The sequence below is a fragment of the Streptomyces sp. NPDC088732 genome (assembly GCF_044751205.1).
Classification (GTDB): Bacteria; Actinomycetota; Actinomycetes; order Streptomycetales; family Streptomycetaceae; genus Actinacidiphila.
Map to the genome: position 1 here is coordinate 382,848 of NZ_JBIVLI010000004.1, position 13,837 is coordinate 396,684.

The window sequence follows — 13,837 nt, forward strand, 5'->3', positions numbered from 1 at the left end:
TCTCCTCTAACGGGTTGGGACAACAAGGGGGTCAGACGACAGTGACCGCGGCGGCGTAGTGGCAGGCCGCGTTGTGGTCGCCCGCCAGGGCGGAGGGTGACGGGTCCTCGTCGCGGCAGCGGCCGCGCTGGACCTCGTCGAGGGAGGCGAACTTCGGGCACCGGTTGCGGAAGCGGCAGCCGGTGGGCACATCGGTGGGACTGGGCAGGTCGCCGGAGAGCAGGACGCGCTTGCGCATCCGTTCCTTGCGGGGGTCGGGCAGGGGGACCGCCGACAGCAGGGCCTGGGTGTACGGGTGCGAAGGGGCGTCGAAGACGGCCTCCGCGGAGCCGATCTCGACGATCCGGCCCAGGTACATCACGGCGATCCGGTCGGCGATGTGCCGTACGACGGACAGGTCGTGCGCGACGAACAGATAGCTGAGCCCCAGCCGCGACTTGAGCTCGTCCAGCAGGTTGAGCACACCGGCCTGGATGGAGACGTCCAGGGCGGAGACCGGTTCGTCCAGGACGACCAGCTTGGGCTCCAGGGCCAGGGCGCGGGCGATGCTGATGCGCTGCCGCTGGCCGCCGGAGAACTCGGCGGGGAAGCGGTCCACGTGGTCCGGGTCGAGGCCGACCTGCGACAGCAGTTCGGGCACGCGGGCGGCGATGCGGTCCCGGGACCAGCCGTGGGTCTTCATGGGCTCGGCGAGGATGTCCCCGACCGGCATGCGCGGGTCGAGGGCCGCCATCGGGTCCTGGAAGACCACCTGGAGGTCGCGGCGCAGCGCCTTGCGGTCGGCGCGCCCCAGGCCCCGGATGTCCTTGCCGAAGACCGTGACGGCGCCGGACTGGCCCGACGGCAGGTCGAGGATCTCCAGCAGCGTGGTGGTCTTGCCGCAGCCGGACTCGCCGACCAGGCCGAGGGTCTCGCCCTCGCGGATGTCGAAGGTGATGCCGTCGACGGCCCGCACCTCGCCGACCCGGCGCTTGATGACGGCGCCGTGCATCAGCGGGAAGTGCTTGACCAGCCCGCGTACCTCCAGCACGGTGTCGCGCAGGTCGCGGGGCACGTCCGCGGCCGGCGGCGGCGGGGGCAGTTCCGGCACCGGGTAGACGGTGGCCGGGTCCAGGGAGCCGCCGTCCTCCAGCTCGTGACTGCGGTGGCAGGCGGTGGGGTGGTTGCCGCCCTCGCGCACCGTCAGCTCCGGCTCGGTCCGGCGGCACACGTCGATCGCCACGGGGCAGCGGGCGGCGAAGGGGCAGCCCGTCGGCAGGGCGACCATCGACGGCGGGTTGCCGTCGATGGGGGTCAGGGCGTGCCGGCCGCCGTCGTCCAGCCGCGGGATCGAGCCCAGCAGGCCGATGGTGTACGGCATGCGGGGCGCGTAGTAGACGTCGTCGACGGGGCCGGTCTCCACCGGGCGGCCCGCGTACATCACCTGGACCCGGTCGGCGAAGCCGGCCACCACGCCGAGGTCGTGGGTGATGATGACGATGGCGGCGCCGGTGACCTCCTGGGCCTTCTTCAGCACGTCCAGGATCTGCGCCTGGATGGTGACGTCCAGGGCGGTCGTCGGCTCGTCGGCGATGATCACCTCGGGGTCGTTGGCGATCGCCATCGCGATCATCGCCCGCTGGCGCATGCCGCCGGAGAACTCGTGCGGGAAGGCGTCGGCGCGCCGCTGCGGGTCGGGGATGCCGACCAGGTCCAGCAGTTCGACCGCGCGCTTGCGGGCGGCGTCCTTGTCCAGGTCCTGGTGGATGCGCAGGGCCTCGACGATCTGGTCGCCGACGGAGTAGACCGGGGTCAGCGCGGACAGCGGGTCCTGGAAGACCATCGCGATGTCCTTGCCGCGGATCTTCGTCATCTCCCGGTCGTCCAGCTCCAGCAGCTCACGGCCGTGCAGCTTCACCGAGCCCTTGACGTCGGCGGTGTCCGGCAGGAGGCCGAGGACGGCCAGGGAGGAGACGGACTTGCCGGAACCCGACTCGCCGACGATGCCGAGGACTTCGCCGCGCCGCACCGAGAAGGAGACGCCGCGTACGGCCCCGACCGGCCCGGCCTCGCTCGGGAAGGAGACGTGGAGGTCGGTGACCTCCAGGGCGGGGATCTCGGTCACGACGTGCGTCCTTCCTTGGACGTGCTCTTGAGCGTGCGGGGGGCGCGGGCCTTGGCACCGGCGGAGTTGGGGTCGAGGGCGTCCCGCAGGCCGTCGCCGATGAAGGCGATCGACAGGCAGATCAGCACCAGGCAGCCGGCCGGGAAGTAGAACAGCCACGGGAAGGCGGGGGCGGCGGGGGTGCCGGTGGCGATGAGGGTGCCGAGCGAGATGTCGGGGGCCTGCACGCCGAAGCCGAAGTACGACAGGCTGCTCTCGCCGATGATCGCGGCACCGACCTGGATCGTGCCGTCGATGATCAGCATCGAGGCCATCGACGGCAGGATGTGCCGGAAGATGATGACCGGTGCCGGGACGCCCATGTACTTGGCGGCCTTGACGAACTCGCGGTCCTTCAGTGTCAGCGTCATGCTGCGGATGACCCGGCCGGTGATCATCCAGCTGAACAGCGCCAGCAGGAGCACGAACACCAGCCAGGTGGTGCCCTGGAAGAGCGGGGAGAGCACCGCGATGATCAGGAAGCTGGGCATCACCAGCAGCAGGTCGACCACCCACATCAAGGAACGGTCGGTCCAGCTGCCGAAGTAGCCCGCGCTCGCCCCGACCGCGGCGGCGAAGAACGTGCAGATGATGCCGGTCAGGATGCCGATGACCAGGGACTTCTGCAGGCCGCGCATGGTCATGGCGAACAGGTCGGTACCGGTCTGGTCGGTGCCGAACCAGTGGGCTCCCGAGGGCGGCTTCTGGAACGCGGTGAAGTCCAGCTCCGTGTAGCTCCACTTGTAGAACAGCGGGGAGCCGTAGGCCAGGACGAAGAGCACGAAGAGCATGCACAGCCCGAACAGCGCCAGGCGGTTGCGGGCGAAGCGGACGGCGGTGAGCCGCAGCCGTCCGCCGCTGCGGCGCCGGGCCGGCGGGGCGGGGAGGGTGGCGGGCTGGACGGAGGGGGTCTGGACGGCCATGAGAGAGGGCTCCTGGTGACGCGGGATCAGGGCGACGGAGGCGCGGTGGGGCTCAGCGCACCCGTACGCGCGGATCGAGTGCCGCGTAGAGCACATCGGAGAGCAGACCGGCCACCAGGACGACGAGGGCGGTGAACATGCCCACGGCGGCGACCGCGTTGACGTCATTGGTGTTGATCGAGTTGACCAGCCACTCGCCCATGCCGTGCCAGCCGTAGATCTTCTCCGTGAAGGTGGCGCCGGTGAAGAGCAGCACGACGTTGTAGACCAGCAGCGGGACCACCGGCAGCACGGCGGTGCGCAGTCCGTGCTTCATCAGGGCCGCCCGCCGGGACAGGCCCTTGGCCCGGGCCGTGCGCAGGAAGTCGCTGCCGAGCACGTCCAGCATGGTGCTGCGCTGGTAGCGGCTGTAGAGCGCCACCTGGACGAGGATCAGGGTGAGGCTGGGGACCAGCAGGTGCTGGAGCCGGCTGAGCAGGATGTCCCAGGTGCCGGTCAGGCCCGGATCGTACTCGTTGGTGTACTCGATGAGCTTGAAGCCGACGGCCTCGTTGACGTCGATCGACCACAGCTTGAGCGTCACCGCGATCACGGGCACCGGCATCGCCAGGATGAAGAAGGAGCCCAGTGTGGCGACCCGGTCCGAGACGCGGTACTGCCTGATGGCGCCCCAGGCGCCGACCAGCACGCCGCCGATCGAGCCGACGATGGTGGCGATCAGCAGCAGCCGGGTGCTCACCCCGACGCGCCGGGCGAACTCGTCGTTGACCTGGCCGCCGGTGACGGTCCGTCCGAGGTCGCCGTGGGCCACACCGTCGGCCCAGTGGCCGAAGCGCACCACGAAGGGGGTGTCCGGGTTGAGGTTGTACTCGTCCAGGGTGGCCGACACGGAGGTGGCCGAGACCGGGGGGTTCCGGCCCAGGAAGTTGGACCTCGGGTCGAGGCTCAGCGCCGCCAGCGTGTAGGTGAGCGAGGCCGCGATGAGGACCAGCGCCAGATAGTTGACGAGTCGGCGCAGCAGATATCGGCCCACGAGTCACACACTCTCACTCGGTTGAAGATAATGAAAAATAATTCGGCGTTACGTTTCAGCCGGCTCTGGCATAGTGGTGCAACGCGGTTGAAACATTGGGGACGCATCCGTCTTCGCAGGTCGTGCGAGTGGGGGTGCGCGGCCCTTGCGGGTTGAGTGGGACTTTCGCAACGGAATTACATCCGCGTCAATGAAGGCCGGTTCGTCGTGATCGATCCTTTATTTTCTTGATCGAAACTTAACCTGACGATCGGGTAAACCCTTATTGGCGGACCGCGACCGAGGGATAACCCTTCATCGCCGCGGCGGCCCGGCCCGGGCCCGGTGAGCCGCAGTGCGCAATGTCCGGTTTTGCGGTCTGATGGGGGCTCAGGTGTCCTGTGCGGCACAGAGTTCCCTGAGGAGGCGGCCGATGCGACGGAGCGCGGCGGGTCGGGCCATGAGCGCGGCGGCCCTCGTCCTGGCGGCGACGGCGTGCGGGGGCGGAGGGAGCGGCTCGGGGGGCGAGCCGGACGGCAAGGACGTGCTCAGCGCCTCGTGGAGCGACCCGCAGAACCCGCTGGAGCCCGCCAACACCAATGAGGTGCAGGGCGGCAAAGTGCTCGACATGATCTTCCGCGGCCTGAAGCGCTACAACCCGAGGACCGGGGCCGCCGAGAACGTCGTCGCCGACTCGGTCTCGACCACCGACTCCCGCACCTTCGAGGTGCGGCTCAAGGACGGCTGGACGTTCAGCAACGGCGAGAAGGTCACCTCCGACTCGTTCATCAACGCCTGGAACTATGCGGCGCTGGTGACGAACAAGCAGGTCAATGCGCCTTTCTTCAGTTACATCAAGGGCTACGGCACGGTGCACCCGGCCAGTGGCGCCCCGACCGCCAAGGTGCTGTCCGGACTGGTGAGGAAGGACGCCCTGAACTTCACCGTGAAGCTCAACCAGACGTTCTCCAGCTGGCCCGACACCCTCGGCTACAACGCCTTCATGCCGCTGCCGAAGAGCTTCTTCACCGACCACGCGGCGTGGCTGAAGAGGCCGGTCGGCGACGGCCCGTACCAGGTCGACTCGTACACCAGGGGCCAGGTCATGAAGCTGCGCACGTGGCGCGGCTACAAGGGCGCCGACGCCGCGGTCAACGGCGGTGTGGACCTTCAGGTCTACACCGACAGCAACACCGCCTACACCGATCTGCAGGCCGGCAACCTCGACCTGGTCGACGACGTCCCCGCCCAGCAGTTGAGGCACGTCCGGTCCGACCTCGGCAACCGCTACCTCAACACCCCGGCCGGCATCATCCAGACCCTCGCCTTCCCGCTGTACGACAAGGCCTGGTCGGGGCCGCGCTCCGCCGAACTCCGCCAGGGCATCTCGATGGCGATCAACCGCGACCAGATCACCCAGCAGATCTTCCAGAAGACCCGCACGCCCGCCAAGGACTGGACCTCACCGGTGCTCGGCGCGCGGGGCGGCTTCGACGACACCATCTGCGGCGACGTCTGCCGTTACGACCCGGCGCGGGCGAAGCAGCTGGTCAAGGAGGCCGGCGGCATTCCCGGCGGCACCATGAAGATCACGTACAACGCCGACAGCGGGTCCCACAAGGACTGGGTGGACGCCGTCTGCAACAGCATCAACAACGCCCTGGGCAACGACAGGGCCTGCGTCGGCAATCCCGTCGGCACCTTCGCCGACTTCCGCAACCAGATCGCCAACAAGCAGATGAAGGGCCCCTTCCGGGCGGGCTGGCAGATGGACTACCCGCTGATCCAGAACTTCCTCCAGCCGCTGTACTACACCGGCGCCTCGTCCAACGACTCGCACTTCAGCGACCCGAGGTTCGACAAGCTGGTCGACCGGGCCAACGCCGAGACCGACCTCGCCAAGGCCGTCGCCACGTTCAAGGACGCCGAGCGCATCCTGCCCCAGCAGGTGCCGGCCATCGCGCTGTGGTACCAGAACGGCAGCGCGGGCTGGTCGCCCCGGCTGTCCGGCGTGGCGCTCAACCCGTTCAGCGTCCCCGTCTACAACCAGATCAAGGTCAGCTGACGCCGTGGGACGGTACGTCGTCCGCAGGCTGCTGCAGATGATCCCCGTGTTCATCGGCACCACCCTGCTGATCTTCCTCATGGTGTACGCGCTCGGCGACCCGGTGCAGGCCAAGTGCGGGGACCGCGCCTGCGACCCCGCCACCGCCGCGCAGATCCGCCACGACCTCTACCTGGACCACCCCCTCGCGCAGCAGTACCTGCACTACATGGGGCAGATCTTCCAGGGCGACTTCGGCACGGCCTGGAACGGCCAGGCGGTCACCGAACTGATGCGGACCGCCTTCCCGGTCACGCTGCGCCTGACGATCGTCGCGATCCTCTTCGAGATCCTGATCGGCATCAGCCTCGGGGTGCTCACCGGGCTGCGCCGCGGCCGCCCGGTCGACACCGCGGCGCTGCTCGCCACCCTGATCGTCATCTCGGTCCCGACGTTCGTCTCCGGCTACGTGCTGCAGTACCTGCTCGGCGTCAAGTGGGGCCTGATCGCGCCCTCGGTCTCCATCGAGGCGCCCTTCGGTGAACTGATCGTCCCGGGCCTGGTCCTGGCGCTGACCTCGCTCGCGTACGTCACCCGGCTCACCCGCACCTCGATCGTGGAGAACGCCCGTGCCGACTACGTGCGCACCGCCGTCGCCAAGGGACTCCCGCGCCGCCTGGTGGTCACCCGCCACCTGCTGCGCAACTCCCTCATCCCGGTGGTCACCTTCATCGGCACCGACATCGGGGCCCTGATGGGCGGCGCCATCGTCACCGAGCGCATCTTCAACATCCGCGGCGTCGGCTTCCAGCTCTACCAGGGCATCCTGCGGCTGGACTCGGCCACCGTCGTCGGCTTCGTGACGATCCTGGTCATCGTCTTCCTCGTGGCGAACCTGCTCGTCGACCTCCTGTACGCGGTGCTCGACCCGAGGATCCGCTATGCCTGAGCCGGACGGCGGCGGCCCGGAGCGAGCCGGCAGCACCTTCAGCCCGAGCCGGGGGACCACCATGCCCGAACCCACCGACCACCCCGACGAGGCCATGGAGGCCGCCGGCGGCACCGGCGCCTCCATGGGGCTCGGGCAGGACGAGGCACGCAGCCTGGAGAAACCGCTTCCGGGCGGCCCCGGCGGCTCCGGCGAGACGGGACCGCCGATCGCGGACAAGCCGCGCAGCCTGTGGTCGGACGCCTGGCGCGACCTGCGGCGCAATCCGGTCTTCCTGCTCTCCGCGCTCGTCATCGTCTTCCTCGTCGTCATCGCGATCCGGCCGCAGCTGATCGCCGACGGCAATCCGCTCAGCTGCAACCTCGCCAACTCCCAGTTGGGGTCGTCGCCCGGCCATCCCTTCGGCTTCGACAACCAGGGCTGCGACGTCTACACCCGGGTCGTGTACGGCGCCCGCGCCTCGGTCACCGTCGGCCTTTGCGCGACCGTCGGCGCCGCGCTCCTCGGCAGCCTCCTCGGCGGCCTGGCGGGCTACTTCGGCGGCTGGACGGACGCCGTCCTCTCCCGGGTCAGCGACATCTTCTTCGGCATCCCCATCGTGCTGGGCGGCCTGGTCTTCCTGTCGGTGGTCACCAATTCCACGGTCTGGCCCGTGGTCGGCTTCATCGTGCTGCTGGGCTGGCCGCAGATCGGCCGTATCGCGCGCGGCGCGGTCATCACCGCCAAGCACAACGACTACGTGCAGGCCGCACGGGCACTGGGCGCCGGCAACGGGCGCATCCTGCTCCGGCACATCGCGCCCAACGCCGTGGCGCCGGTCATCGTCGTCGCGACCATCGCGCTCGGCACGTACATCGCGCTGGAGGCCACCTTGTCCTATCTCGGCGTCGGCCTGAAACCGCCCACGGTGTCCTGGGGCATCGACATCTCCCAGGCGTCCACCCAGATCCGCAACGCCCCGCACATGCTGCTGTGGCCCGCCGGGGCGCTCAGCGTGACGGTGCTGGCGTTCATCATGCTCGGCGACGCCGTGCGCGACGCCCTCGATCCCAAGCTGCGCTGATGGACGGAGGCGTGATGACCGGCCCGGTGACGGACGCGGCGGCGGCGCGGGACGCGGCGCCGCTGCTCGACGTCCGCGACCTGCACGTGGAGTTCCGCACCCGCGACGGCGTCGCCAAGGCCGTCAACGGCGTCAGCTACTCCGTGCGGTCCCGCCAGACCCTCGCCGTGCTCGGGGAGTCCGGCAGCGGCAAGTCGGTGACCGCCCAGGCGGTGATGGGCATCCTCGACTCGCCGCCCGGCCACGTCACCCGGGGCGAGATCCTCTTCCAGGGCCGGGACCTGCTCACCATGAGCGGCGAGGAGCGCCGCAAGGTCCGCGGCGCCCGGATGGCGATGATCTTCCAGGACGCGCTGTCCTCGCTCAACCCCGTGCTCACCGTCGGCGACCAGCTCGGCGAGATGTTCCGGGTGCACCGGGGCATGTCGCGCAAGGACGCCAAGGCCAAGGCCGTCGAACTGATGGACCGGGTCCGCATCCCGGCGGCGAAGGAGCGCGTGGGCCAGTACCCGCACCAGTTCTCCGGCGGTATGCGGCAGCGCGTCATGATCGCCATGGCGCTCGCCCTCGAACCCGAGCTGATCATCGCCGACGAGCCGACCACCGCCCTGGACGTCACCGTCCAGGCGCAGGTCATGGAGCTCCTGGCCGAGCTCCAACGCGAGTACGGGATGGGCCTGATCCTGATCACCCACGACCTCGGCGTGGTCGCCGACGTCGCGGACCACATCGCCGTGATGTACGCCGGGCGCATCGTGGAGACCGCCCCCGTCCACGAGATCTACAGGAACCCCGCCCACCCGTACACCAAGGGCCTGCTGGCGTCGATCCCGCGCCTGGACCACAAGGGCCGGGACCTGTTCGCCATCAAGGGCCTGCCGCCCAACCTGCTGCGCATCCCGCCCGGTTGCGCCTTCCACCCCCGCTGCCCGATGGTCCGCGAGAGGTGCCGCACCGACGAACCCGGGCTCTACCGGGTGAGCGACACGCGCGGCAGCGCCTGCCACTTCTGGAGGGAGTGCCTCGGTGGGCACGAGCACTGAACCCGTTCTCCAGGTGCGCGGGCTGGTCAAGCACTTCCCGCTCACCCAGGGCATCCTGGTCAAGAAGCAGATCGGCGCCGTCAAGGCCGTCGACGGCGTCGACTTCGACCTCCACAAGGGCGAGACCCTGGGCATCGTGGGGGAGTCCGGCTGCGGCAAGTCCACCGTCGCCCGGCTGCTGGTCAATCTGGAGCAGGCCACCGCGGGCCGCATCCTCTACAAGGGCCAGGACATCACCCGGCTGTCCGGGCGCGCCCTCAAAGCGGTGCGCCGGAACATCCAGATGGTCTTCCAGGACCCGTACACCTCGCTCAACCCGCGCATGACGGTCGGCGACATCATCGGCGAGCCCTACGACATCCACCCCGAGGTCGCCCCCAAGGGCGACCGCCGCCGCAAGGTGCAGGAGCTGCTGGACGTCGTCGGTCTCAACCCGGAGTACATCAACCGCTACCCGCACCAGTTCTCCGGCGGCCAGCGGCAGCGCATCGGCATCGCCCGCGGCCTGGCCCTGCGCCCGGAGATCATCGTCGCCGACGAGCCCGTCTCGGCGCTGGACGTCTCCGTCCAGGCCCAGGTCGTCAACCTGATGGAGCGGCTGCAGAACGAGTTCGAGCTGTCCTACGTCTTCATCGCGCACGACCTGTCCATCGTCCGGCACATCTCCGACCGCGTCGCGGTGATGTACCTCGGGCGGATCGTGGAGACCGGCGACGACTCCCAGATCTACGAACACCCCACCCACCCGTACACGCAGGCCCTGCTGTCGGCGGTGCCCGTGCCCGACCCCGAGGCCCGCGGGCACCGCGAACGCATCCTGCTCTCCGGCGACGTGCCCTCCCCGGCCGACCCGCCCTCCGGATGCCGCTTCCGCACCCGCTGCTGGAAGGCCCAGGAGCGCTGCGCCCTGGAGGTCCCCGAACTCGCCGTCCCCGCGGTCTTCCGCGGCCTGGACTCCCCGGCGGCGCACCCCAGCGCCTGCCACTTCGCCGAGGAGAGGACGGTGGTCCCCCCGGACCCCGCGCAGGGCTGACCCGCCGTACGCGCCCCGTCGCCGTGCCGATCGCGGTTACGCGCGGGCAACGCGCCCGACCCGCCCGCGACATGCGGACGCGGCAGGCTGGGCGCGTACGGCCGTGCGGGTGCCGTCCGCCGGCCGGGGCGACCTCGGGTCGCCCCGGCCGGCCACCGCAGGGCCCCGCGTTGAACGCGGGGCGCCCGCGCCCCGTATTCCCCCGGAACGCAAGGACACTGCTGCCGGAGGGGCCTGGGAGGTGGCCATGCGGCAGACGTATCGGCTCGGAGGAGCGATCTGTGCCGCCCTGGGAACGGCCGAGGCCGTCTGGGTGGCGCAGGACATCACCCAGTTCCGGGCGGAGGGCGCCCTCAGGGTGTGGACCGGGCTCGGAGTGCCGGTCGGCGGGGCACCGATGATCACCTCCACCGTGGACCTGCTGCTGCTCGGGCTGTACGCGGCCGGCGCGGTGGCCGCCTTCCGGCCCGGCGGGGTGGGGGTGCTCGGGGCCGCCGCCGTCATCACCCTGGCGCTGCGCACCCCCGCGGCCCTCCTGCTCGCCCCCGCCTCCGGCGGCGTCCTGCGCGGCCTCCAGGGGCCGTTGCTGCTCACCGCCGGCGGCCAGGTGGCCGGGGCGCTCCTGCTGCTCCTGGTCGTGCGCCGCAACGGCACGGACGCCCCCGCGCCGCCCAGACCCGCCGCGGGAGTGCTGGCGGGGCTGCTGCTGCTGGTCGCCGCGGCGATCACGGGCATCTGGGAGTTCACCCGCACCCACGGCGACCCGGCCGCCACCCCGCTGCCGCCCAGCTTCCTGTTCCGCACGGCCGTCGGCGGCTACCTCGTCAACTCCCAACTGGGCGCCCCCTTCGACTGGCAGGCCTGGGCGGGCACGGCCCTGGCCGCGGCCGCCGGGGCGGCGGCCCTGGCACGGGCGCCGTTCTCCCGGCCGCTGGGCATCTCGGTCGCGTGCCTGCTGGGGGCCGTCGCGGTCCCCGTCCTCGTCACCTTCCGGCTCCAGGCCCTGGGCGGCGCCGAGTTCGCGGCGGGCTTCTCGGCGGCCGCGGCCGTCGTGGCCGTCCTGCTGCTGATTCCCCGCCGGCCGGACCATGACGGGGCGCCGGAGGGCGACCCCTTCGCGGACGCGGAGGTGGTGCCGGCCGCCGACACCCTCAGCATGCCGCTGTTCGACCGGACGGCGGTCCTGCCCGTCGTCGACGCGTACGGGCCGCCGCCCGGGGAGGCCCGGGCGGCGTACCTGCGCGAGCCCCCGTTCGGCTAGGAAGCGCCGCCCGGGGTGGTGCTCCGTGAGGCTCGTGGTGCGTGGCCGGTGCGCTCGGGCCGGCGCGGCGGAGCCGGGGGAGGGACCGGGTCAGGACGCGGTGCCGAGTCCCAGTGCCCGCTTGAGGAAGGCGACCTGGAGCAGCAGGAGGTTCTCGGCGACCTGCTCCTGCGGGGTCATGTGGGTCACCCCGGACAGCGGGAGGACCTCGTGCGGGCGCCCGGCGGCCAGCAGGGCGGAGGACAGCCGCAGGGTGTGGGCGGCGACCACGTTGTCGTCCGCGAGGCCGTGGACGAGCATCAGCGGCCGCGCCCGCTCCGCCGGTGCGGACAGCCCGGCGTCGGTGACGAGGGAGTTGGCGGCGTACACGGCCGCCTGCTGCCCGGGGTCGCCGAGATAGCGCTCGGTGTAGTGGGTGTCGTACAGCCGCCAGTCGGTGACCGGGGCGCCGGCCACGCCCGCGTGGAAGACGTCCGGACGGCGCAGCACCGCCAGTGCGGCGAGGTAACCGCCGTACGACCAGCCGCGGATGGCGACCCGGCCGAGGTCCAGCGGGTAGCGGGCGGCGAGCGCGTGCAGCGCGTCGACCTGGTCGTCGAGGGTGACCCCGGCGAAGTCGCCGGCGATCGCCTTCTCCCACGCGGGGGAGTGCCCGGGGGTGCCGCGGCCGTCCGCGACGACGACCGCGAAGCCCTGGTCGGCCAGCCACTGCGCGTGCAGGTAGGCGCGCTGGGAGCGCACCACCATCTGGCCGTGCGGGCCGCCGTAGGGGTCCATGAGCACGGGCAGCGGCCCGTCGCCGTCCCGGTACCCGGAGGGCAGCAGGACCGCCGCGGGGATGTCCCGCCCGCCGGCGGTGGTGAGCGCGGGGCGGGCGGTCAGCACGGGGGTCTCGGCGTGCGAGGCGATCACGGACGCCTCCGCGCCGTCGCGCAGCACGCGCGTGGTCGCGGCCGGCTCCTCCAGCGAGGCGGACGTCAGCACGGTGACGCCGCCGGAGCGCACCGCGGTGTGGACGCCCGGGGTGCCGGACAGCCGGACCGGGCCGCCGGGCCCGCCGTCCGCCCGGTACACATGGATCTCGCCGGTCTCCGGGTCCTTGGCGCCGGCACCCGCCGAGGCGGTCAGCAGGAAGGCGTCCCCGTCGCTCCCGAGCACCGAACGCACGTGCAACTCGGGCCCGGTGAAGGCGCGTTCACCCACGACCAGGCACCGCGCGCCGCTCTCGTCGGTGATCCGCACCAGGCGCTCACCGCTCGCCCAGGCCGGCACTCCAGCGAAAAGATCGAGCCAGATTTCGTCGCGCTCGCGGTGCACCTCGCGGGTGCCGCCGGTGGCCGTGTCGACCGCCAGGTACACCTGCTCGCGCTGGTCCCTGGCCTGTACGAGCAGCAGCGGCGGGCCGGCCGCCGACCAGTGCACCCGGGCCAGGTACGGATAGCGCTCCCGGTCCCACTCCACGGGCGTCGCCGCGCCGTCCAGGGCCAGCAGCACCAGCGTGACCTGGGCGTTCGGCGTGCCGGCCGCCGGGTAGGCGACCTCGACGGGCTCCTGCCCGGGGTTGGCGGGGTCGGCGATCCACCAGCGCCGCACCGGGGTGTCGTCCACCCGCGCGGCGAGCAGCGCGCCGCCGTCCGGGGCCCACCAGTGGCCGCGGCTGCGGGACATCTCCTCGGCGGCGATGAATTCCGCCAATCCGTAGGTGACGCCGGGGCCCTCCGGCACGGCCAGCGCGCGGTCACCGCCGCCGTCCGCGTCCACCACGCGCAGCGCGCCGTCCGCCACATAGGCCACCCGGCGCCCGTCGGGCGAGGGCCGGGGGTCCGCCACCGGGCCCGGCACCGGGAGCTCCCGGGCGGTGCCCGCGGCCAGGTCCGCCGCGAACAGCCGCCCGGACAGCGCGAAGGCGGCCAGGGCGACCGCGTCGTCCGTCGCGTACGCCACGATGCCCGCCGAGCCCTCGCGGCTGCGTTCGCGCCGCGCCCGCTCCTGCGGCGACAGCTCCTCGTCCGCGCCGGCGAGCAGCGCCGCGGGGTCGGCCGCGACCCGCTCGGCCGCCGTGCCGCCGCCGGCGGGCAGGTCCAGCACCCACAGCAGGTGCGAGCGGTCGGTTCCGGACCGGGAGCGCAGGAAGGCGATGCGCCCGCCGTCCGGCGAGACGGAGAAGGCACGCGGGGCGCCGAGCGAGAACCGCTGCGTGCGGGCGTACTGCCGCGGGAAGGAGAGCGATTGCGTCATGCCGCGATCCTCCCACCGGGCCGGTCGCCGGACCCGGCGCGCGCACCCGCGAGAACCGGCCATGCGCCCCCGCGTGCTCCCGTGCACCGAGCTGTGCGGTCCACCACAAAGTTATGATCCATTGCCAA

At 71.6% G+C, this 13,837-nt stretch carries 10 protein-coding genes; 6 read left to right on the forward strand and 4 right to left on the reverse strand.

Features of this window, described 5'->3' with window-relative positions; translation table 11 throughout:
• Window positions 1–31: 31 nt before the first annotated feature.
• From ACIP9H_RS09640 to ACIP9H_RS09650, 3 genes are read right to left on the reverse strand one after another with little or no spacing between them, the layout of a single operon-like run.
• Window positions 32–2,104, reverse strand: a complete 2,073-nt coding sequence (locus tag ACIP9H_RS09640; protein ID WP_401580700.1) for a dipeptide ABC transporter ATP-binding protein — start codon at window positions 2,102–2,104, stop codon at window positions 32–34.
• Window positions 2,101–3,066, reverse strand: coding sequence for an ABC transporter permease (locus ACIP9H_RS09645; protein WP_401580698.1), 966 nt, complete (start codon window positions 3,064–3,066; stop codon window positions 2,101–2,103). The genes ACIP9H_RS09640 and ACIP9H_RS09645 overlap by 4 nt, the downstream gene beginning before the upstream one ends.
• 52 nt (window positions 3,067–3,118) lie before the next feature.
• Window positions 3,119–4,099: an ABC transporter permease gene (locus tag ACIP9H_RS09650; protein WP_401580697.1), complete on the reverse strand. Its 981-nt coding sequence runs from the start codon at window positions 4,097–4,099 to the stop codon at window positions 3,119–3,121.
• A 412-nt stretch (window positions 4,100–4,511) separates the two neighbouring features.
• Here ACIP9H_RS09650 and ACIP9H_RS09655 point away from each other — a divergent pair, with 412 nt between their 5' ends.
• From ACIP9H_RS09655 to ACIP9H_RS09680, 6 genes are all read left to right on the forward strand, one after another.
• A complete protein-coding gene (locus tag ACIP9H_RS09655; RefSeq protein WP_401958531.1) occupies window positions 4,512–6,143 on the forward strand; it encodes an ABC transporter substrate-binding protein in 1,632 nt (543 codons plus the stop codon).
• Window positions 6,144–6,147: 4 nt separating this feature from the next.
• On the forward strand, window positions 6,148–7,071 hold the full coding sequence (locus ACIP9H_RS09660) for an ABC transporter permease (RefSeq protein WP_401958533.1): 924 nt from the start codon (window positions 6,148–6,150) through the stop codon (window positions 7,069–7,071).
• 61 nt (window positions 7,072–7,132) lie between these two features.
• Window positions 7,133–8,134: an ABC transporter permease gene (locus ACIP9H_RS09665; protein ID WP_401581147.1), complete on the forward strand. Its 1,002-nt coding sequence runs from the start codon at window positions 7,133–7,135 to the stop codon at window positions 8,132–8,134.
• Between the two features lie 14 nt (window positions 8,135–8,148).
• Window positions 8,149–9,177 carry an ABC transporter ATP-binding protein gene (locus ACIP9H_RS09670; RefSeq protein ID WP_401958638.1) on the forward strand — a complete coding sequence of 343 codons (1,029 nt, stop codon included), beginning with the start codon at window positions 8,149–8,151 and terminating at the stop codon, window positions 9,175–9,177.
• A complete protein-coding gene (locus tag ACIP9H_RS09675; RefSeq protein ID WP_401958535.1) occupies window positions 9,161–10,210 on the forward strand; it encodes an ABC transporter ATP-binding protein in 1,050 nt (349 codons plus the stop codon). The genes ACIP9H_RS09670 and ACIP9H_RS09675 overlap by 17 nt, the downstream gene beginning before the upstream one ends.
• Window positions 10,211–10,457: 247 nt before the next feature.
• Window positions 10,458–11,471 carry a hypothetical protein gene (locus ACIP9H_RS09680; RefSeq protein ID WP_401580690.1) on the forward strand — a complete coding sequence of 338 codons (1,014 nt, stop codon included), beginning with the start codon at window positions 10,458–10,460 and terminating at the stop codon, window positions 11,469–11,471.
• Between the two features lie 90 nt (window positions 11,472–11,561).
• Here ACIP9H_RS09680 and ACIP9H_RS09685 read toward each other — a convergent pair whose 3' ends face one another.
• Window positions 11,562–13,709: an alpha/beta fold hydrolase gene (locus tag ACIP9H_RS09685; RefSeq protein WP_401580688.1), complete on the reverse strand. Its 2,148-nt coding sequence runs from the start codon at window positions 13,707–13,709 to the stop codon at window positions 11,562–11,564.
• Window positions 13,710–13,837: the final 128 nt, after the last annotated feature.

What these genes read in the sequence shown, in the direction of transcription:
- ACIP9H_RS09645 (WP_401580698.1), bottom strand. Translation starts at nt 3,066, where the DNA reads ATGGCCGTCCAGACCCCCTCCGTCCAGCCCGCCACCCTCCCCGCCCCG.
- ACIP9H_RS09655 (WP_401958531.1), top strand. Translation starts at nt 4,512, where the DNA reads ATGCGACGGAGCGCGGCGGGTCGGGCCATGAGCGCGGCGGCCCTCGTC.
- ACIP9H_RS09665 (WP_401581147.1), top strand. Translation starts at nt 7,133, where the DNA reads ATGCCCGAACCCACCGACCACCCCGACGAGGCCATGGAGGCCGCCGGC.
- ACIP9H_RS09670 (WP_401958638.1), top strand. Translation starts at nt 8,149, where the DNA reads ATGACCGGCCCGGTGACGGACGCGGCGGCGGCGCGGGACGCGGCGCCG.
- ACIP9H_RS09680 (WP_401580690.1), top strand. Translation starts at nt 10,458, where the DNA reads ATGCGGCAGACGTATCGGCTCGGAGGAGCGATCTGTGCCGCCCTGGGA.
- ACIP9H_RS09685 (WP_401580688.1), bottom strand. Translation starts at nt 13,709, where the DNA reads ATGACGCAATCGCTCTCCTTCCCGCGGCAGTACGCCCGCACGCAGCGG.